The organism is Kitasatospora sp. NPDC056327 (genome assembly GCF_042261735.1).
GTDB lineage: Bacteria > Actinomycetota > Actinomycetes > Streptomycetales > Streptomycetaceae > Kitasatospora.
Genome location: NZ_JBHJRC010000042.1, coordinates 18,130 through 38,570 on the forward strand (window position 1 = coordinate 18,130; position 20,441 = coordinate 38,570).

At 77.4% G+C, this 20,441-nt stretch carries 13 protein-coding genes; 6 read left to right on the forward strand and 7 right to left on the reverse strand.

From position 1 onward, the window contains the following. The first annotated feature begins 251 nt into the window (after positions 1-251). Complete coding sequence (locus ACFCX4_RS09210; RefSeq protein ID WP_376140002.1) at positions 252-995, forward strand: PIG-L deacetylase family protein; 744 nt, start codon at positions 252-254, stop codon at positions 993-995. 143 nt (positions 996-1,138) lie between these two features. Here the strand turns inward: ACFCX4_RS09210 and ACFCX4_RS09215 are convergent, their stop codons facing one another. From ACFCX4_RS09215 to ACFCX4_RS09230, 4 genes are all read right to left on the reverse strand, one after another. Then, a complete protein-coding gene (locus ACFCX4_RS09215) occupies positions 1,139-2,314 on the reverse strand; it encodes a PP2C family protein-serine/threonine phosphatase (RefSeq protein ID WP_376140003.1) in 1,176 nt (391 codons plus the stop codon). Positions 2,315-2,345: 31 nt separating this feature from the next. Then, positions 2,346-3,062, reverse strand: coding sequence for a DedA family protein (locus ACFCX4_RS09220; protein WP_376140004.1), 717 nt, complete (start codon positions 3,060-3,062; stop codon positions 2,346-2,348). A 47-nt stretch (positions 3,063-3,109) separates the two neighbouring features. Next, the gene (locus tag ACFCX4_RS09225) at positions 3,110-3,304 is read right to left on the reverse strand and encodes a DUF1918 domain-containing protein (RefSeq protein ID WP_376140005.1); all 195 of its coding nucleotides are present in this window, start codon (positions 3,302-3,304) and stop codon (positions 3,110-3,112) included. A 105-nt stretch (positions 3,305-3,409) separates the two neighbouring features. Next, entirely contained in the window at positions 3,410-4,120 is a 711-nt protein-coding gene (locus ACFCX4_RS09230; protein ID WP_376140006.1) for a TetR family transcriptional regulator, read from the reverse strand. 145 nt (positions 4,121-4,265) lie between these two features. Between ACFCX4_RS09230 and ACFCX4_RS09235 the strand changes: the two genes are divergently transcribed. Beyond that, a complete protein-coding gene (locus tag ACFCX4_RS09235; RefSeq protein WP_376140007.1) occupies positions 4,266-4,841 on the forward strand; it encodes a hypothetical protein in 576 nt (191 codons plus the stop codon). 64 nt (positions 4,842-4,905) lie between these two features. Here the strand turns inward: ACFCX4_RS09235 and ACFCX4_RS09240 are convergent, their stop codons facing one another. The 3 genes from ACFCX4_RS09240 to ACFCX4_RS09250 all read right to left on the reverse strand — a co-directional run bounded on the left by ACFCX4_RS09240 (position 4,906) and on the right by ACFCX4_RS09250 (position 9,322). After that, positions 4,906-5,589, reverse strand: a complete 684-nt coding sequence (locus tag ACFCX4_RS09240; protein WP_376140008.1) for a hypothetical protein — start codon at positions 5,587-5,589, stop codon at positions 4,906-4,908. Then, complete coding sequence (locus ACFCX4_RS09245) at positions 5,586-6,614, reverse strand: hypothetical protein (protein ID WP_376140009.1); 1,029 nt, start codon at positions 6,612-6,614, stop codon at positions 5,586-5,588. Before ACFCX4_RS09245 ends, ACFCX4_RS09240 begins: the two co-directional genes overlap by 4 nt. Positions 6,615-7,483: 869 nt before the next feature. Beyond that, positions 7,484-9,322 (reverse strand): BTAD domain-containing putative transcriptional regulator, encoded by a 1,839-nt coding sequence (locus tag ACFCX4_RS09250; protein ID WP_376140010.1) that lies wholly within the window; start codon positions 9,320-9,322, stop codon positions 7,484-7,486. A gap of 242 nt (positions 9,323-9,564) precedes the next feature. Here ACFCX4_RS09250 and ACFCX4_RS09255 point away from each other — a divergent pair, with 242 nt between their 5' ends. The 4 genes from ACFCX4_RS09255 to ACFCX4_RS09270 form a co-directional block, all read left to right on the forward strand. After that, a complete protein-coding gene (locus ACFCX4_RS09255) occupies positions 9,565-10,080 on the forward strand; it encodes a hypothetical protein (protein ID WP_376140011.1) in 516 nt (171 codons plus the stop codon). A gap of 235 nt (positions 10,081-10,315) precedes the next feature. Continuing rightward, positions 10,316-11,680, forward strand: a complete 1,365-nt coding sequence (locus ACFCX4_RS09260) for a PfaD family polyunsaturated fatty acid/polyketide biosynthesis protein (protein WP_376140012.1) — start codon at positions 10,316-10,318, stop codon at positions 11,678-11,680. A gap of 168 nt (positions 11,681-11,848) precedes the next feature. Then, a complete protein-coding gene (gene fabD / locus ACFCX4_RS09265; protein ID WP_376140013.1) occupies positions 11,849-12,715 on the forward strand; it encodes an ACP S-malonyltransferase in 867 nt (288 codons plus the stop codon). A 6-nt stretch (positions 12,716-12,721) separates the two neighbouring features. Further along, positions 12,722-20,441 (forward strand): SDR family NAD(P)-dependent oxidoreductase (locus tag ACFCX4_RS09270; RefSeq protein ID WP_376140014.1); only part of this gene is annotated, 7,720 nt, incomplete at its 3' end.

Genomic DNA, 20,441 nt, shown 5'->3' on the forward strand with positions numbered 1-20,441 from the left:
CTCCAGGGGCGCGGGGCGTCGGTGCGGCGGCCGTTCCGCCGCGCCGTGCGGGGACGCTAACCCCTGCCCCGCGCGTCAGGGGCAAGCCCGCCGGGCGCGCCGCTCCGCCCGGGGTGCGCGAGGGCGCGCCGTCCGCCGCGGTCGCCCGGCCGGCGGGCCGATGATCTTCTAGAGTCGCGTCCGGTACGACCGTACGACCGCACCGTGCGCCCCACCCGCGCGCACCCGCACCACCGAGAGGCAGTGCCACCATGACCGAGCAGCAGGCCCCCGCACCGTTCGAGCCCGTCGACGAGGACTGGCGGACCGCCCTGGTGGTCGTCGCCCACCCCGACGACATGGAGTACGGCGGGGCCGCCGCCGTCGCCCGCTGGACGGAGCAGGGCAAGAAGGTCGTCTACGTGATGGTCACCAGCGGCGAGGCCGGCATCGACGGCACTTCCCCCGAGGAGTGCGGGCCGCTGCGCGAGGCCGAGCAGATCGCCTCCGCCGCCGTCGTCGGCGTCGACACCGTCGAGTTCCTCGGCCACCCCGACGGCGTCGTCGAGTACGGCCTGCCGCTGCGCCGCGACATCGCCCGCGCCGTCCGCCGGCACCGCCCGGACATCGTCATCACCGGCAACTTCCGCGACACCTGGGGCGGAGTCGTCCTCAACCAGGCCGACCACATCGCCGTCGGCCGGGCCACCCTGGACGCGGTCCGCGACGCGGGCAACCGCTGGGTCTTCCGCGAGCTGCTCGACGAGGGCCACGAGCCCTGGGACGGCGTGCGGCAGATCTGGTCGGCCTCCTCGCCGGACTCCCGGCACGCGGTGGACACCACCGGGCACTTCGACCGGGGCGTGGCCTCGCTGGAGGCCCACAAGGCGTACCTGGCCGGCCTCGGCGGCGCGATGGCGGACGCCCGCGGCTTCCTGGAGGGGGCCGGCCGCGACGCGGGCACCCGGCTCGGGACCCGCTTCGCGGTCGCCTTCGAGGTGTTCCCGCTGCGCTGAGCGGCGGGTGGGCGCCGGGTGGCCGGGGGCGCGGGGCCACCGGCAGGCAGGGCGGCGGCCCCGTCGCGCCGGTGCTCCCGGGCCCGGCCGGAGCCCGGCCGGGTACGGCCGGGCTCCGGGCGCGAGCCTCCCCGGCCGCCGCCTCAGGCCTGCGGGGCACGCGGTGCGGTGGCGCGTCCGTCGGGGTTGCGGCGGAGTGCCAGGACGGTGAGGTCGTCGCGCCGGCGGCCGCGGCTGTGGCGGCGGACGTCCTCCTCGACGGCCGCGGGGAGGGTGTCGGCGGCGAGGCCGCGCAGCTCCCGGAGCCGCGGGCCGAGGGGGTAGAAGACGCCGTCGCCGTCCGCGGCCTCGGTGACGCCGTCGGTGACCAGCAACAGGGTCCCGTCGTCGGGCAGGTCGAACCACTGCACGGTCCGCACCTCCCCGGCGAGGTCGGCGAGCCCGAGCGGGACGCCGGGTGCCAGCGGAACGGCCCCGGCGCCGCCGCCGGCGAGCAGGTACGGCGTCAGGTGGCCGCAGTTGACGGCCTGGACGGCGGGCGTGCGGTCCAGGCAGAACACGGTGGCGGTGACGAAGCGTTCGGTCTCGCCGCTCTGCGCCGCGTACGCGTTGTGCCGGACGACGGCGTTCTCCAGCGCGAGCGCGACGTCGGTGAGCGCGGGCTCCCGGAAGGCCGCCTCGCGGAACGCGCCGAGCACGGCGAAGCCGGTCCCGATCGCGGGCAGGCCCTTGCCCTGGACGTCGCCGATGACGACCCGGGTGCCGTACGGGGTGTCGGCGATGTCGTAGAGGTCGCCGCCGACCAGGGTGTCCTCCTCGACCGGGCGGTAGAGCCCGTGCAGCAGGACGTCGGGGGTCAGCGCGGGCAGCGGGCGCAGCAGTTGGCGCTGGAGGGCGACCGCGGTCTGCCGCATCCGGAACAGCTCGCGCTCGCGGCGGACCCGGCGGGCGCAGAGCAGCACGGCGACCGTCTCGGCGCCGACGACGGTGAGCAGGGTCAGCACCCGGCCGGTGGTCGACGGGGGCGGGAACAGCACCGAGCTGACGAGGATGACGCCGGTGACCCAGACCGAGGCGGCGACGGTCTGGCGCAGCGTGCCGAGGCCGGCCAGCAGGGCGGGGACGAAGACCAGCAGCAGGACCAGCCGGGTGCCGGTGCCGCTGACCGCCTGGGCGGCCAGCAGGACGGCGGTGGCCGCACAGGCGGTGAGGGCCACGATCCGGTCCGTCGGGGACCGGCCCGTTCCGGCGGGGCCGTCGCCCGTCCGCGTGCCGACCTCGGCCATGCTCGCCTCCCGCCCGCTCGCTTCCAGGCTCACCCGTTCGGGGCGCACCCCGCAACCGGGCGGCTCAGGCGCCGCCGGCCCCCGGCGGTCCGCGGCGACGGCGGCGGCGCACCAGGTGGCGCACGGTGAGCAGGACGGCCGCGGCGCCGAGCGCGACCAGTACCCACAGCTGGTAGCGCACCGCCGTCCGCCAGACCGCTCCGACGTTGGCCCCGGCCAGGTAGCCGAAGGTGGCCCAGACGCCCACCCAGAGCGCCGCGCCGAGCACGTTGCAGGCCTGGAACCGGGGCCAGGGCATCCCGGTGGTCCCGGCGATGATGCCGCTGGTCTGCCGCAGCCCGTCGACGAACCGGGCGACCGTCACGACCTTGCCGCCGTGCCGCCCGAAGAAGGCCTCGGCGCGGGTGGTCCGCTCCGGGGTGAGCAGCACGTAGCGGCCCCAGCGGTGCACGAAGGCGCGGCCGCCGGTGGCGCCGATCAGGTGGCCCAGGGTGTTGCCGAGCACGGCCGCGGCGAAGGCGATCGCCACCACGGCGGCGAGGTTCAGGTGGCCGGTGCCGGCGTAGACGGCCGCCAGCACCAGGACGGTCTGCCCCGGGGCGGGGACGGCGCAGTTGTCCAGCAGCACGAACAGGGCGAGCGCCTGGTAGCCGTACTGTTCGAGCAGCGGCGCGAGTGCGGCGAGCGGTCCCGGCAGGGCGGGCGCGGACCCGGTCAGGACCGGGGTGGCGAGCACCGCGGCGGTGAGGACGGCCCCGGCGGGCGGGGCGGGGAACGGCACGGCTCACCGCCCCGGGCCGGCGCGGCGCGGGGCGGTGGCCGGAGGCGTCAGCGGATCGCCTCGCGGGGTTCGGTGGTGCAGTCCGGGCCCGGGTAGACCAGGCCGGTGTGGCCGTCCTCGAAGCGGACCACGTACGGTGGCAGGCCGTCCTGGCCGCGCACCTCGATGATCTCGCCCCGCTGGTCGACCATGCCCACCGCCCGGCTGTGGATGTGGAGCTGGTCACCTACCGCTGCGTGCATGGTCTTGCTCCTCGGCTGCGTGCGGACGGAGACGGAGGGCGGGGCGGGTCGCCGCCGCCTTCCGCTGTCTCCACTGTGCTGCGGGGGAGCCGCGCCCGCAACGGCTCACCCGGTCCGGGCGGCGGGTGACCCGAGGTGTTCGGAGAGGTAGCAGCGGACCAGCCGCTTGCATTCGGCGATCAGCGCGGGGTCGCCCTCCGGGTCCCCGCGGAAGGCGAGCTTGAGCACCGCGTCGGCGGCCTCCAGCGCGACCCGCAGGCCGAGCGTGAGGGTCACCGGGTCGGCGGCGGCGAACAGTTCGCCGCCGAGGGCCTGGAGCCGCAGCGCGACCGCGGTGTTGTTGTCGACCTCGGAGTCCAGCAGGTGCCGGTCGTCCCGGACGGCTGCCGGGCCGGCCGCGCCGCCGGGCCCGGTCGGCCCGGCGAGCCCGAAGTCGAGCCGGCCGAAGCCGGGCACGGACCGCTTCATCGTGACGAACTCCTCCACCGCGAGGTCGGTGAACCCGGCCGGGCCGGTGGGGGCGGCGGAGCGCAGCCGGTCGTCGAGCCGGTGCAGGTAGTGGTCGAGGTTGCGGCCGGCGAGCGCGGCGAGCAGGTCCTCCTTGCCCGCGAAGAACTGGTACAGCGTGCCGATCGGCACCCGGGCGCGCTGCGCCACCTCCTTGGTGGTGAGCGCGGTCGCACCGGACTCGTCGAGCAGCGCGGCGCAGGCGTCCAGGATCCGTTCGTAGCGTTCCTGGCTGCGCTGCTGCACCGGTCGCCGCCGCCCGGGGCCGATCCGCCCGTCGGTCCGGTGGCTCCTCGTGTCCGCGCTCATGGGGCCACTGTGCCGCATCTGCCGTTCGGCGGGCCAATCACCGCCACGCGCCGGGCCGGCCGCCCACCGGCCCGGCCGAACCGGACGTCCGCCGGGCCGCCCGCGACTAGGCTCTGCGCTGATCACAGGGGCAGGAGAGGGAGTCATGGGGCAGAAGATCATCCGGTTCTCGGACCTGACGGGCGAACACGCGCAGCGCGAGGAGGACCTGGTGCGCGTCGTCGTCCGGGACCACCCGGACCTGGTGGACGGGCCGGTGGAGATCGAGGCGCTTCCCGCGGAGCTGGCCGGCGTCACCGGGCTGGCGCTGGACCTGGTGACGGTCGAGCTGCACCACCCGGACGGGGAGGAGCCGGAGACCGTCGTGATGACCGCGGAGGCGTTCGACCGGCTGGCCATCGCCGTGCCCATGGCCGAGGTGCTGCGCGGTGCCAAGCGGGTGCCCCGGGGCGTCCCGGCCCAGAGCGCCGGCGCCGCCGCCGTGACCGCCGCGGCGGCGGGCCGCGACCGGCCCAACTACGCGAGCCTGGAGCACGCGGGACGGCCGCACAAGGGCCGCACCACCGACGCCGAGAAGCAACTCGTCCGGGAGCACCTGGCGGAGGTCAACGAGCGGCTGGCGGCCGAGGGCGTCCGCACCGTGGACCTCGGCAACCCGGAGCACGTCGCCCGCTACGGGCTGGAGGAGCTGGCGCGGGAGCGCGGCGCGGCGCAGGCCTGAGGCCGGCTGTCCGGGCCCGCCGGAGCGGCGGCGGCGGTCCGCGCACGGCGGGGGCACCCCGGTGTCACGCTCCGGGAGCGGGTGGGTGCGGGGCGGGGCCGGGCTCCCCGGCCGGGGTGAGCCGCAGCCACTGTCCGGCGGTGCCCGTCCGGTCCGGCGGGGCGGGCACCAGCAGGGCGAGCGCCCGGGTGACGAGCTCCTCGGGCGGCGCGGGGCGCGCGCTGTCGCCGGCCCAGCGGACGGGGACGATCCGCACGGCCGGGCGGTGCAGGTCGTGGTGGCCGCACAGCGGCGTCACGGGGTCCAGCGGCCGGACGGCCAGCAGCACCGTCCCGCCCGGGCGCACCGCCCGGACGGCCGCGGTGATCCCGGCCGGGGTGCCGCTGGTCTCGGCGACCGCGGCCGGCGGGCCCTCGGCGGCGAGCCGGTCCGGCGGCACGGCGAGCCGGACCAGGACGGCGAGCGCCCCCTCGCCGACGACGGCGACCGTGCCGTCGGGGCCGGCTGCCGTGAAGGCCCGGGTGGCGACGTCCCGCGCGGTGGCGGCCCAGGCGCGGGCCGCCGTCAGGTCGGCGATGCCGGGACCCGGGCCGGGACCGGGCACCGTGCCGCTCGCGGGGTGGACGCGGCCCCAGGTGGTGGCGGCGGTGGTGCCCTCGGCGAAGCACAGCTCGTCGGGGCGCAGGCCCGCGGGGGCGGTGAAGCCGCCGTCCGGGCCGCGCCCGACGGCGGTCCACCGCGTCGTCATGCCGGGCCCCCTTCGGCGTCGGCGGCCCGGCCGGCCCGGCCCGTGGAGGTGCGGCCGGTGGAGGTGCGGCCGGTGAACGCGGGGCCGGGCAGCGGCCGGGCGGCGGGGACCGGGCCGGTCCAGTGCAGGGCGGCGCTGACGAAGGTCCGGTCGTCGGCCAGGCGTCGGTAGACCAGCGGGGCCTCCGCCGCCGGGTGATCGGCGAGGACGTCGCCGACGGTGAACCGGCCCTCGGCCAGCAGGTCGAAGAAGAGGTCGCTGAGCGCGGCCTCCTCGGTGTCCCCGAGGCGGGAGACGTGCGAGCCGATCAGGGCCAGCCGCCGGTCGTACAGCGCCTGGAGCGGGACGTCGGCGAGCTCGCCGGGCGGCGAGCCGAGCAGCACCACCCGGCCGCCGGCGGCGGTGGCCGCGACGGCGGTCGGCAGCCCGGCGGCGCTCCCGGTGACGTCCAGGACCAGCGGCGACTCCGCGCCGACCCGGTCGGGCGGCGTGAAGGAGGTGGTCGGCTCGCCGTGCGTGGTCCAGGCCTTCGCGGGGGAGTCCGCCACCGCCAGGACGCTGGGGGCGCCCAGCGCGGCGGCGAGCCGGCGGGTGATCACCCCGAGCAGCCCGGAGCCGATCACGGTGACCGGCTCCCCGGCGCGCTGTCCGCCGAGCAGCAGGCCCTGGAGCGCGGTGATCGCGAGCTGCCAGACCGCGGCGTCCGCCGACGGCACGTGGTCGGGGACGGCGCGCACGAAGCACTCGGGCAGCACGGCGACACTGCGGTGTCCGGCCCGGCGCACCGCGACCCTGGTCCCGGCGGGCAGCGAGGGCGCCCGCCGCACGGTCCCGGCGGCCATGTGGCCGGGGAACTCCGGGAACCGGGCGCCGGCCGCCGGCAGGTCGAGCAGCACCGCCCGTTCGGTGCCGGGGCTGACGATGCTCACCTCGACGTCGACGACCGCGTCGGCGGGCCCGGCCGGGGGCTCGTCCTGCTCCAGGAGCTCGCTCCGGCCGACGCCGGGAATGACCACCGACCGCATGCACGCCTCCGTCGGGGATGTCCGGTCCGCGGACCGGCGACCACACTGGCAGGTTGGCGGCCCGCCGGCGTTCACGGGCGTCCCGGGGCGGGCGGGCCGGGAACGCGCGGTCATCCGCGCTGCGTGACAACTCAGCACTGTAGGTGTCCGGTTGGGGCATGGCAATGCCCGGTGCGGCGGTCCCGCGGACCGGTCGTCCGTGCCCCCACCCGTCGTGTCCGACGTCTTTCCGGACGTCGGCCGGTGGCCTAGCATCGGCTGGGTGTCACGTCGTGCCACAGTGCCTCCGGAGGACGGGTCGTCACGGATCGGACGGTGTGTCGCGCACCGCGCCGTTCGCGCGCCGACGGGGCACGGTGCCGGCCCGCGCACAACCGTTCGTGCGGGTCGGACCGTTCGGCGGCATTCCGTATCACGGCCCCGTTCGCCGCGCGGCCAGGAATGCGGCGGCCGTTCCGGGCGGGGCCCGCGGGGAATTCGGAACCGGCCAGGCCGAATCGGGCCGGTCCGGTCGGGATTCCGCCCTCCGGGGAGGCCGGGAACCGTCCTGACCTGCGTCTGTTCCCCGGCCGGTGCGGTACCCGAACGCACCGGGAACCAACGGAGCTGACGGATCGTCAGTGATGGTGCTGACTGATTCGCGCGCGGACCTTGTGCCGCGCCGAACGGAGGGTAGGGTCGGAGGGAAGTGCCGGGGAATCCGGTCGGCCTGGGGGGCCGCGTCCGCTCGTGCGGTCGTGGGGACGGTAGCGGACAGTGGAGGCGCCATGGGCGTCATCGTTGCGATCGTGCTGGTGTTCCTGGTGTTCCCGACGCGTCCGACCGTGCTCCGGACCGGGTGGGCCGCCCGGGCCGCCGGCCGGCCGGGCTCAGCCGGCGGCGAGCAGCCGCCGGGCCCGGTCCTGGCGTTCGGCCGCGTAGCAGCGGACCAGGTGCGGCACCGTGTACTCCGGCGCCGCGCCCTCCTCGTCCACCAGGTGCTCCTGGGCGAGCGCGCCGAGGATCCCGGCGGCCTCCCCCGCGGTGTAGCGGGTGCGCGCGGCGAACTCGGCGGCGTCGAAGGGCGTGGCCGGCAGCTGGCCGAGCCGGCCGAGCGCCAGCTGGGCGGAGCGCGGCAGGCTCTGCACCGAGGTGTCCAGGAGCGCCCGGACCGAGGTGGGGTCGGCGCTGTCGGTGCTGAGGACGTCCAGCGGACTGTCGTCCTCCAGCCGTGCGGCGACCACCGCCAGCGGCAGGCCCGGCCGGCGTTCCAGACGGGCGGCCAGCACCTGCAGCGCGTACGGGAGCCGGGCGCAGGCCCGGACGATGCGCCGCACCGCCTCGGGTTCGCACTCGATCCGCGAGCGCCCGGTCAGCCGGCCCAGGAGTTCGACCGCGTCCACGGCGGGCAGCGCCGTGACGGTCAGCCGGTGGGCGTCCTCGCGGACCACCAGCTCGTCGAGCCGGCCGCGGCTGGTCACCACGGTGACGCAGTTCTCGCAGCCGGGCAGCAGCGGGCGCACCTGGGCGGCGGAGGTCGCGTCGTCCAGCACCAGCAGGATCCGTCGGCGGGCCACCACGGTGCGCCAGAGCGCGGCGAGTTCGTCCAGCTCCTCCGGCAGCCGGGTCGGCGCCAGACCGAGCTGGCGCAGACAGCGGGCCAGTGCGGCCGACGGGCTGAGGGCGGGCCGCTCCGGGTCCCGCCCGTGCAGGTTGACGTAGAGCTGGCCGTCCGGGAAGCGCTCCTTGGCCCGGTGCGCCCAGTGCAGCGCGAGTGCGGTCTTGCCGGTGCCCGCCATGCCTTCGAGCACCACCACCTCGGCCTGCCCGGGGCTGCCGCCGTGCTCGCCGACCGCCGTCTCCAGGAACAGCATCTCCGCCCGCCGGCCGGTGAAGTTCCGGTTGATCCTCGGAAGTTGGGCGGGGCGGGCGATCGGGTGCAGCTCGGCCCAGGGGGCGCCGCCGGGGTGGTCCTGCTCCGGGGTGCGCAGCAGTTCCTCGTACAGCGACCGGGACTCCGGGCTCGGGTCGACGCCCAGTTCGGCCACCAGGATCCGTCTGGCCCGGTCGTAGCGGGCCACCGCCTCGGCGCCGCGCCCGCTGCGGTGCAGGGCGGTCATCAGGTGCCGCAGGGTGGTCTCGTCGTAGGGGCGGTCGGTCGCCGCCGTCTCCAGTTCGGGCAGCAGCCGCAGGTGGTGGCCGGCCGCCAGTTCGGCGGCGTGGCAGTCGATCAGCGCCGCGGTGCGTTCGGCGGTCAGGGCCTCGCGCACCGAGTCGGCCCAGGCGCCGGCCAGCCCGAGCAGCGGCTCGCCGCGCCACAGTGCGAGCGCGCGCCGGTACCGGGCGCCGGCCCGCTGGGGGTCGGTGGTCTGTGAGCGCGCGGAGGCGAGCAGGTCGTGGAAGCGGTGCAGATCGACCCGGGCGGGATCGAGTTCGGCCAGGTAGCCCCCGGCCGACCGGACGATCCGCAGGCCGGTCCCGCCGCCCGGCGGGTCCTCCAGGAGCCGGCGGATCCGGGCCACGTAGCTGTACAGGACCGCGCGCCCCGAGCGCGGTGGTTCGTCGTGCCACACCCGGTCGATCAGAGCGTCCATCGGGACCACGCGGTTGGCGTCGATGAGGAGGACCGCCAGTACGCACTGCTGTTTCGCGGGTCCGAGGGGGATCGGACGGTCGTTCTGACGTGCTGTGAGAGATCCGAGCAGCTCGAAGTCGATGGCAAGTGACACGGTTGTCCCTTGGTCGGTTTGCCGGTGTGGGTCGGGCGGGGGATCCGCGTTCATTCCAGCACGCAACCGGTGGATCACGGAAGGTGGACGATCGATCCTGAACGCGGTCTTGGCGGTGGACAGTCGAGGTGCGGCCGGAAACAGTCGTTGAAGCTTTTTGACAGATTTGCTCAATGTCCCCACGGCAGCATGCTCGGCGGTCCGCGTCCCGGCCGGGACGCCCCCGAGAGAGGTGGACACCTGTGGGAACCGACCCGACCAGCGGCGCCCCGGCCGCGGAGCTCCCCGGACTCACCGATGCCGAGCGCATCATCGTCGACGGTGTCGCCGAGTACTACTGGCAGAACGACGGGATGCCGCACGAGCGCGGCCGGGTGATCGGCTGGCTGATCGTCAGCGACCCGGTCGAGCAGACCACCGCCGAGCTGACCGCCCGGCTCGGGACCACCCGGGCCGCGATCGACCGGGTCGCCGACCAGCTCGTGCCGGCGGGCGTGGTGTTCCGCCGCGACCTGCCGGACGGCGACGAGTACGCCCTGTACATGAACGACGAGTCCTGGCCGAACGCCGTTCTGGAGGTGTTCGCGAACATCCCCGACTTCGCGACGATCCTCCAGGACGCCCAGCAGGTGCTCGCCGACTCCCCGGCCGAGCGGCGGGAGCGCCTGGACCGCACCGAGCACCTCTTCGGCTTCCTCGCCCGGGAGGTTCCGGCCGTGGTCGCGGGCCACGCGCAGGACGGCTCCGCCGCGCAGTGACCCGGCGCCGGACGGGCCCGCGGAACCGGTCCGTCCGCTCCGGCGGACCGTGCGGCGGCCCCGCCCGTCCGCCCGTCCCGGCGGCCCACCGCGCGCACGCGACGCCCGTCCGGGCCCTCCCGCGCGCACGTCACCCGCTCCGGGAACGCTCCGGGACGCTCCCCGCCGCACCCCCCGGTGCGAACCCGCCCGCCGCGTGACCCACCACCGTGTCCACCCGAGGAGGACGGAGCCCATGACCACTCTGGACGGGATCGCCCCGGCCGTCGAGTCGCTCGGCAGCGCCGCGTACCGCCGCCGGCACGGGGTGCGGCTGGCCTACGCGAGCGGCTCCATGTACAAGGGCATCGCCTCCGCGGACCTGGTGGCCCGGATGGGCCGGGCCGGGCTGCTCGGCTACTTCGGCACCGGCGGGCTGCGGCCCGAGCAGATCGACGAGGCGATCGGCCGGATCCAGCGCGCCGTGGGCCCCGAAGGCCCCTACGGCATGAACCTGTTGGCCTCGGTCGACAGCCCGGACCGCGAGCGGCGCGCCGTCGACCTCTTCCTGGCCCGGCGGGTCCGCCGGGTCGAGGCCGCGGCCTTCCTCCAGCCGAGCGCGGCCCTGGTCCGCTACCGGCTGAGCGGGGCGCGCCGCGCCGCGGACGGTTCGGCCGTGGCGCCCAACTCGGTGATGGGCAAGGTCTCCCGGCCCGAGTCCGCGGCGGCCTTCCTGGCGCCCGCGCCCGCCCACCTGGTCGCGGCGCTCGCCGCCGAGGGGGCGATCACCCCCGAGGAGGCGGCGCTCGCCCCGCTGGTGCCGATGGCGGACGACCTGTGCGTCGAGGCCGACTCCGGCGGGCACACCGACCAGCGTCCGCTGATCGGCCTGCTCCCGGAGATCGTCCGGCTCCGGGACCGCGCCCCCGGCGCGCGGGCGGTCTGCGTCGGGGCGGCCGGCGGCATCGGGACCCCGGAGGCGGTGGCCGCCGCCCTGCTGCTCGGCGCCGACTTCGTGCTCACCGGCAGCATCAACCAGTGCACGGTCGAGGCGGGCACCGCCGACGACGTCAAGGACCTGCTGCAGGCGGCCGGGGTGCAGGACACCGTGATGGTCCCGGCCGGGGACATGCTGGAGATCGGCGCCCGGGCGCAGGTGCTCGGCAAGGGCCTCTTCTTCCCGGCCCGCGCCAACAAGCTCTACGACCTGTACCGGCGCCACGACTCGCTGGAGTCGATCGACGAGGCCACCAGGCGGCAAGTGCAGGAACGTATCTTCAGGCGCAGTTTCGACTCCGTCTGGGCCGAGACCGCCGCCCACTACGCCACCCGCAACCCGGCCGAGCTCGCCCGCGCCGAGAGCGACCCCAAGCACCGGATGGCCCTCGTCTTCAAGTGGTACTTCGTCCAGTCGACCCGGCTCGCGATGAGCGGCGACCGCGAGCGGCGGGTGGACTACCAGGTCGCCTGCGGCCCGGCGATGGGCGCCCTCAACGGGTACCTGGCCGGCACCCCGCTGGAGGACTGGCGCGCCCGGCACCCCGACACCCTCGCCGACCTGCTGATGACCGGCGCCGCCACGCTGCTCCGGCGGCGGCTCACGGAGCTGACCGGACCCTGACCCCGGCGCACCCGCCCGGCCCCGTGCACCGCTCCGCGTCCGTTCACCGCTCCGTGCGTGCTCCCGCCCCGCACCGCGCCCGTCCTCACGCTCCGCGCCCGGCCCCCGCACCGCGCCCGCTCGCGCACGCACGCCGCCGTCGTCCCCACACCCCGGAGTCACCTCGCCATGACGCTCGTCCACCTGTTTCCCGGCCAGGGCGCCCACCGCCAGGGCATGGGGCGCGAACTCTTCCCCCGGTACCCGCACCTGGTGCGCCGGGCCGACGCCCTGCTCGGCTACTCGATCGAGGAGCTCTGCCTCGACGCACCCGCCGACCGGCTCACCGACACCCGCTACACCCAGTGCTCGCTGTACGTCGTCGGCGCGCTCGGCTACCTCGACCTGGTCCGTGAGAGCGGCCGCGTCCCCGACTACGTCGCCGGCCACAGCCTCGGCGAGTACGTCGCCCTGTTCGCCGCCGGGGCCTTCGACTTCCTCACCGGCCTGGAACTGGTCCGCCACCGCGCCGAGGCGATGGCCAAGGCCGCCCCGGGCGCGATGGCCGCGGTGATCGGCCTGCCCGAGGACGACGTCCGGGAGGCCCTGGAGCACGGCGGGCACCACGAGGTGGACATCGCCAACCTCAACGCCCCCGTCCAGATCGTCGTCTCCGGCCCGGAGGAGGACGTCCGGGCCGCCTGCCGCACCCTGGCCGGCCCGGCCGAGGCGGTCATCCCGCTCAAGGTCGGCGGTGCCTTCCACTCCCGGCGGATGGCCGGCGCCGCCGAGGAGTTCGGCGCCGCGCTGGCCGGCTACCGGCTGGCCCCGCTGCGCATCCCGGTCGTCGCCAACACCACCGCCCGCCCGCACACCGACCACGGGCTCGCCGCCGAGCTGCGGGCCCAGCTCACCGCTCCGGTGCGGTGGACCGAGAGCATCCGGTTCCTGCTGGAGCGGCCCGACCCCGAGTTCCACGAGGTCGGCCCCGGCCAGGTGCTCACCGGACTCGTCCGCAAGATCCGCGAAGCTGCGCCCGTCGGCGCGGAAAGGTAATCCCAGGTGGCCGCCGCCGAGTTCACCATCACCGAGCAGGACGTCGAGGCGTTCGCCGCCGCCAGTGGCGACGTCAACCCCCTGCACACCGACGCCGACTACGCGGCCCGGACCTCCTTCGGACGCCCGATCGCGCACGGCGCCCTGGTCGTGCTGCACGCCCTCGCCGCGCTGCCGGCCCGCCGCACCCCGCGCCGGATCACCCGGGTCGCCGCCCGCTTCCACGCGCCCGCCGTGCCGGGCCAGCCGTACCGCCGCACCGCCGCGCGGACCGCCGACGGATACACCGTCAGGGTCGCCGACGGCAGCCGGCTGGTGCTGGAACTCACCGTCGCCACGGAGGCGGGAGCGGCGCGCGAAGGGGCCGTCACCGACGTTCCCGGCCCCCGCCGGGCGAGTGCCGACACCCTCCCCGACGGGGGCGTCGAGGCGGGCGCGCGGCGTGCGGCCGGCTGTCCGGCCGGGGCCGGGCGCTGGCAGGAACTGCTCGCCGCGACCGGCGCCGCCGCCGCGGGCGTCCCGGTGCGCACCGCCCTGCTGCTGGGCTGGGCCAGCTACCTGGCCGGCATGGAGGTGCCCGGCCGGGACTCCCTGGTCTCCGCGCTGACCGTGCACCCCGACCGCACCGAGCCGGGGGAGACGGGCGAGCTGCTGGTGGCCGGCACCGACCGCCGCTACGGGCTGATCCGGCTGGAGGGCCGGCTGCCCGGGCACGGCCGGGTGGAGCTGCGGGTCCTGGCCCGCCGGGAGGCGCCGCGCCCGGACACCGGGCGGCTGCGGGCGCTGCTGCCCGGCGTCCGGCGGGCCGGGGCCGGGGCGGGGGACGGGCCGGGGGAGCGCTCCGGCGGATGGTCCGGGGAGGGCCGCACCGCGCTGGTGGTCGGCGGCAGCCGGGGGCTCGGCGCGAGCCTGGTGCAGGCCCTCGCGCTGGCCGGCTGCACCGTCTACCTGGGACACCGGCGCAGCTCCGCCGACGCCGGGGCGGTCCGTGACGCGCTGGGCGCGGAGGCCGGCCGGGTGCACCTGCTGCCCGGCGACGCCGCCGACCCGGCCTGGGCCCGGGCCGCCCGCGAGCGGATCACCGCCGAGCAGGGCCGGCTGGACGTCCTGGTGCTGAACGCCTTCCCGCCGGTCACCGCGCTCGCCCTGGAACCGGAGTCCGCCGAGCGCGCCGCCGACTACCTGCGCGACGCCCTGGCGCTGGCCCGGACCCCGCTCGCCGCCCTGCTGCCGCTCCTCGGGGACTCCGGGGGCCGGCTGCTCGCGGTCTCCACGGCCTGGGTGGACGCCCCGCCGGCCGGTTGGTCGCACTACGTCACGGCCAAGCTCGCGCTGGAGGGACTGGTCCGCGCCGTCGCGGCCGAGCACCCGCCGGTCGCCTGCACCGTGCTGCGGCCGGGCCGGATGCGCACCGCCTTCTCGGACTCGGTGCTCGGCGCCGGGACGGTCCTGGACACCGAGCCGGTGGCCGCCGCCGTCCTCGCCCACCTCGCGGGGGGCACGGCGGAGCCCGGGCGGGTGGAGGTGCTGGACCGCTTCGGGGAGCCCGGGGCCGGGCAGGCCCCGGCGCCCGCCGTCGCGGCCGGGCCCGCGGTGGCCTCCGCGCCCGCGGGGGTGCCGGAAGCGGCCGCGGTGGCGCCGGAAGCGGCGGCGGTCCTCCCGGCGGCACCGGCGGCGACCGCGACCTCCCCGGCCCGACCGGCCCGCGGCCGGCTGGTCGTCTCGGCCACCTTCACCACCGATCCCCTCGACGGGCCGCTGCGCGACTGGACCGACCGGCTCGGCCTCGGTCTGGAGGTCGTCCGGGCCGACTACGGTCAGGTCTTCCAGCAGCTCCTGGACCCCGCGGCCGAGAGCGGCCGCAACCGGGCCGGCTGCAACCTCGTCCTGCTGCGCCTGGAGGACTGGCTCGAAGGCGACCCGGACCGCACCGCCGACGACTTCGCCCGCGCGGCCGCCGGCCTGTGCGAACGCTCGCCCGTGCCGCTGCTGGTGCTGCTCTGCCCCGCGACGCCGCAGGCCGACCGGGACCGCCTGGCCGCCCTCCGCGAGCGGCTGACCACCGGGCTCGCCGCCGTGCCCGGCGCCAGGCTGGTCGACGCCGGGGACTGGGACGCGGGCCACCGGCAGGACGACCGGCACGACGCCCGCCGGCTGCGGATGGCCCACATCCCGTACACCGCGGCCGGCTGCGCGGAACTCGCCACCACCGCGGCGCGCGTCGTACGGGCGGCGCTCGTCCCGCCCGCCAAGGTGCTGGTGCTGGACTGCGACCGCACCCTGTGGGACGGCGTCGTGGGCGAGGACGGACCGCTGGGCGTGCGGGTCGGACCCGGCCACCGGCGGCTCCAGGAGTGGGCGGTCGGGCTGCGGGCGCAGGGCGTGCTGCTCTGCCTGGCCAGCAAGAACGAACCCGAGGACGTCGCCGCCGTGTTCGCCGCCCGGACCGACCTGGCGCTGCGGGACGAGCACCTGACGGCCCGCCGGGTGAACTGGGAGCCGAAGCCCGACAACCTCGCCGTGCTCGCCCGCGAACTCGACCTCGGCCTCGACTCCTTCGTGCTGATCGACGACAACCCGGTCGAGATCGCCGCCGTCCGCGCCGCCCGGCCGCAGGTGCTCGCCCTCACCTGCCCCGCCGACCCGGCGGAACTCCCCGGCTTCGTGGACCGGATCTGGGCCTTCGACCGCCTCCGGGTCACGGCCGAGGACCGGGCCCGCGCCGCCTTCTACCGGGCGCGCGGCGAACGCGACCGGCTCCAGCGGGCCTCCGGCTCCTTCGCCGACTTCATCCGGGACCTCGACCTGCGCGCCGAGGCCCGCCCGGTGGACGACGGCACGCTCGCCCGGGTCGCCCAGCTGACCCAGCGCACCAACCAGTTCAACATCGCGCCCGCCCGCCGCCAGGAGGCGGAGCTGCGGGCGCTGCTGGCCGATCCGGCGGTGCGCTGCCGCACGCTGACGGTCGCCGACCGCTTCGGGGACTACGGCCTGGTCGGCGCCGCGCTGCTGCGCGTCGACGGCCGGACCGCCGGGCTGGAGGCGTTCCTGATGAGCTGCCGGGTGCTGGGGAAGGGCGTCGAGCACGCCTTCCTGGCCGGGCTGGCGGCCGAACTCCCGGACGGGTGCGAGGTGCTGCGGGTGGTCTTCCGGCCCACCGGGCGCAACCGGCCGGCCCGGGGCTTCCTCGACGCGGTGGCCGGCGAGTGGGCGGCCGAACAGCCCGACGGCACGGTGGTGTACGAGCTGCCGGTCGAGGCGGCCAGGTCGGTCGCGTTCCGGCCGGAGACCGTCGGGGAGCCGGGCGGCGGGGAGGCCGAGGAGGCCGATGCGGCCGCATCGCGTCCCGACCCCGGTCACACCGCCCTCGTCGCGCTCGCCGAGGGGACGGCCGCCGAGGGGACGGCCGCTGCCGTGACGGGCGCCGAGGGGGCCGCCGGAGCGTCCGGAGCCCTCGGGGCGCCGGGCCCGGACGCCCCTGCGGAGGACCCCGGGACGGGCGCGGCGGCCCGGCGGACCGCTCTGGCCCGCGTCGTCGAGGTGCTGGCCACGACCCTCGGGGTGCCGGCGGCCGAGCTGGGCGCCGGTACCACCCTGGAGGAGCTGCGGCCCTCCTCGCTCGCCGCGGTGGACGCCACGGTGGCGCTGGAGGAGTGGTACGGCGAGCTGCCGGCCACGCTGCTCTTCGAGCACCGCACGCTCGGCGCCCTGGCGGACGCGCTCGTCCCGGCGGCCGGGGGCACGGCGGCGCCGGTCGCGCCGGTGGCCGCACCCGTCGCCGCACCCGTCGCCGTGCCGGTGGCCGTGCCCGGTGCGGCGTTGCCCGCCGGCGCCGGGCCCGCCGACGCGGTGGCCGTCATCGGCCTGGCCGGCCGCTACCCGGGCGCCCGGGACGTCGACGAGCTGTGGCACAACCTGGCCGCCGGGGTCGACTCGGTCGGCGAGGTCCCCGCCGAGCGGTGGGACCACGGCCCGCTCTACGACCCGGACGGCGGCCCCGGCCGCACCTACTCGCGCTGGGCCGCGCTGATCGACGGCGTGGACGAGTTCGACTCCCTCTTCTTCGGCATCTCGCCCGCCGAGGCCGAACTGATGGACCCCCGACAGCGGCTCTTCCTGGAGACCGCCCACCAGGCGCTCCAGGACGCCGGCTACACCCCCGAGGGCATCGGCCGCGACACCGGCGTCTACGTCGGCGCGATGGCCAACGACTACGGCCTGTTCAGCGCAGTCGGAGCGCTCACCGGGGACAGCCCGTACCCGTGGGCGGAGGGCTACCAGATCGCCAACCGGGTCAGTCACCAGTTCGACTTCACCGGCCCCAGCCTGACCGTGGACACCGCGTGCTCCGCCTCCGGCACCGCCCTCCAGCTCGCCTTCGAGGCGGTCCGGCGCGGCGACGTCTCCGCGGCCGTCGCGGGCGGGGTCAACCTCGTCCTGCACCCGGCCCGGCACATCCAGTACGCCCGGATGGGCATGCTCGGCCGGGGCGGCCGCTGCCGGTCGTTCGGCGCGGACGCGGACGGCTTCGTCCTGGGCGAGGGCGTCGGCGCCGTGGTGCTCAAGCGGCTCGACCGGGCACTCGCCGACGGCGACCACGTGCACGGCGTGATCCGCTCCGCCGTCGCCAACTCGGACGGCCGCACCAACGGCTTCACCGTGCCCAGCCCGGCCGCCCAGGCGGACCTGGTCCGCCGGGCCCACCGCGCCGCCGGGGTCGACCCGGCGACGATCGGCTACGTCGAGGCCCACGGCTCGGGCACCGCGCTCGGCGACCCGATCGAGGTGCGCGGCCTCACCGAGGCGTTCGGGCCCCGTCCGGAGGGCGCCGCGCCCTGCGCGCTCGGCAGCGTCAAGAGCAACCTCGGCCACCTGGAGTCGGCCGCCGCCGTCGCCGGTCTCACCAAGGTGCTGCTCCAACTCCGCCACCGGACCCTCGTCCCCAGCCTGCACGCCTCGCCGGCCAACCCGCGGATCGACTTCGCGCGCTCCCCGTTCCGGGTGCAGGAGACGGCGGCCGAGTGGACCGGGGACGGCCCGCTGCGGGCCGGTCTCAGCTCCTTCGGGGCGGGCGGGGTCAACGTCCACCTGGTGATCGAGGAGCCGCCGGCCGTCGCCGCCGCCCCGGGCGAGGACGGCGAACCCCGGCTGATCGTGCTCTCCGGACACGACGAGGCGGAGCTGCGCGCGGACGCCCGGCGCCTCGCGGCGGCCCTCGGGGACGGCCGGTCCCTCCCGCCGGCCGACGTCGCCGCCACCCTGCGGGGCGCGCGGCCGGCCCGCGCCGAGCGGATCGCCTTCACCGTGCGCGGCGGCCGGGAACTGCGCTCGGCCCTGGCGGCGGTGGGCGACGGACGGTTCGGCGAGGTCCCCGGACTGGTCCGGGGGCGGGCCGACGAGCGCGGCGGGCTCGGCGACGTGTTCGGCGCCGGCCCCGAGGGCGCGGCGCTGCTGCGGGCCCGGCTGCGCGACGGCGAACTCTCCGCGCCGGCCCGGCTCTGGGTGCACGGCGCCGTGCTGCCCTGGGCGGCGGTGGACGGGCCCGACCGGCGCCGGGTCAGCCTGCCGCCGGCCCGCTTCGCACCGGTCCGGCACTGGCTGCCGGCGAGTCTCACGGCGAGTCTGACGGCCGCTCCGCCGGTCGGTCCGGCGGTCGGTCCGGCGACGGGGACCGCGTCCGCCGCCGTGCCGCCCGCCGCCGTGGCGGCCGAGGCCGCGCCGGAGACCGTGTTCCACCGTGCCGGCTGGACGCCCGCCGCGCGGCCGGCCGCCACCGCCCTGCCGGACGGTCTGCTGGTCGTCGTGGTCGGCGGCGGGACGCTCGGCACCACCGTGCCGGACGCCGGGGTCCGGGTGGTCACCGCGGCCGACGCGGCCGGCGTACCCGGGCTGACGGCCGCCCACCCGGCCGGGTGGCCGGTGCTCGTCCTCGACCTGCGTCCGTACACCGAAGGGCCGCGGCCGCTGGAGCAGACCGCCGCCCTGGCGCTGGAACTCGGCGCCCGGGCGGTCCGCACCGGCCGTGCGGTCGCCTGCGTGACGGTCGGCCGGACCGCCGACCCCGCGGTGGCGGCGCTCGACGCGCTCGGCCGCACGCTCGCCCTGGAGGGCGTGCCCCTGCGGCTCGGGCGCGTCGAGGCGGGCGAGTCCGAACTGCCCGCGCTGGGCGAGCTGGTGGCCGACGCGCTGGGGGAGGAGCGCGCCGTCCGGTACGCCGACGGCCGGCGCCTGGTCCCGGCGGCAACCCCGCTGCTCGGCGCCCAGCTGCCGGTCGCTCCGCCGTCCGCCGTCCCGCCGTCCGCCGTCCCGCCGTCCGTGAGCCGATCGACCGGGGCCGTCCTGATCACCGGCGGCGCCGGCGGGGTGGGCCGGCTGATCGCCGCGCACCTGGCCGGGCACCACCGCGTCCCGGCGCTCGTCCTGCTCGGCCGCTCCCCGGCCTCCCCGGAGACCGACCGGCTGCTCACCGAACTGCGCGGCCACGGCGCGGCGGCGCACTACCTCCGGGCGGACGTCACGGACGAGGCGTCGCTCGGCGCGGCGCTCGCCGGGGCCCGCGCACTGGCCGGTCCGCTGCACGGCATCGTCCACGCGGCCGGGGCCCTGGCCGACGGCCCGTTCAGCGGCAAGTCCCCGGAGGGCATGCGGCGGGTGTGGGCGCCCAAGGTGGCCGGCACCCTGCTGCTGGACCGGCTGACCGCCACCGATCCGCTCGAATTCGTCCTGCTGACCTCCTCGTTCGTGGGATGGACCGGCAACGCGGGCCAGAGCGACTACGCCACCGCCAACCGGTTCCTGGACGCCTTCGCCGAGCACCGGGAGGCCCTGCGCGGCCGGGGGCTGCGCCACGGGCGGACGGTGTCGGCGGCCTGGCCGCTCTGGCAGGACGGCGGCATGCGGATGCCCGCCGAGGTCGAGCGGCTCACCGCGACGACCACCGGTCTGGTGGCCCTGGCCACCCCGGCCGCGCTGCGCGCCCTGGACCGCCTGCTGACCGTCGGGTCCGGCGCGTACCTGGTGGGCCACGGCGACCCGGCGCGGATCGCCCGCGCCATCGGGTCCGGGGGTGCCGGGAGTGCCGGGAGTGCCGACGGTGTCGGCCCGACGGACCCGGGTGCGCCCGCCGTCGTACCGGGGCGGCCCGACGCCGTGCTGACCGCCGAGGTCTCGGCCCTGCTCAAGCTGCCCACCGGGGTGCTGCGGCCGGACGACAGGTTCGGCGACGTCGGGATGGACTCGGTGCTCACCGTGCGGCTGGTGAACCGGGTGAACGAGCTGTTCGGCCTGGCCCTGACGCCCGCCGCGCTCTACGAGCACCCGACGGTGGGCTCGCTGGCGGCGTACCTGACGGAGCGGCACGGGGTCGTCGTGCGGACCGAGCCCGAGCCCGTTCCCGTGCCGGTGCCCGTGCCGGTGGCCGCTCCGGCGCCCGCCCCGGTGGCGGTCGCGGCGGCCGGGCCCGTACCGGAGCCCCGGCCGGCCGGGGACACCGGGGCGGAGCCGATCGCGGTGATCGGGATGGCCGGGCGCTTCCCCGGGGCCCGGAACACGGACGAACTGTGGGCCAACCTGCTCTCCGGCCGTGACAGCGTCGGCCGGACCGCCGCCGACGGTCCCGGCGCGGACGGGACCGTCGGCGCGCCGGACGGCGGGGTCGGGGGGCCGGGCCGCCGCGGGGCCGCCGGCGCGGGCCCGGCCGGCGGCGGCCACGACGCCGGGGGCCGGT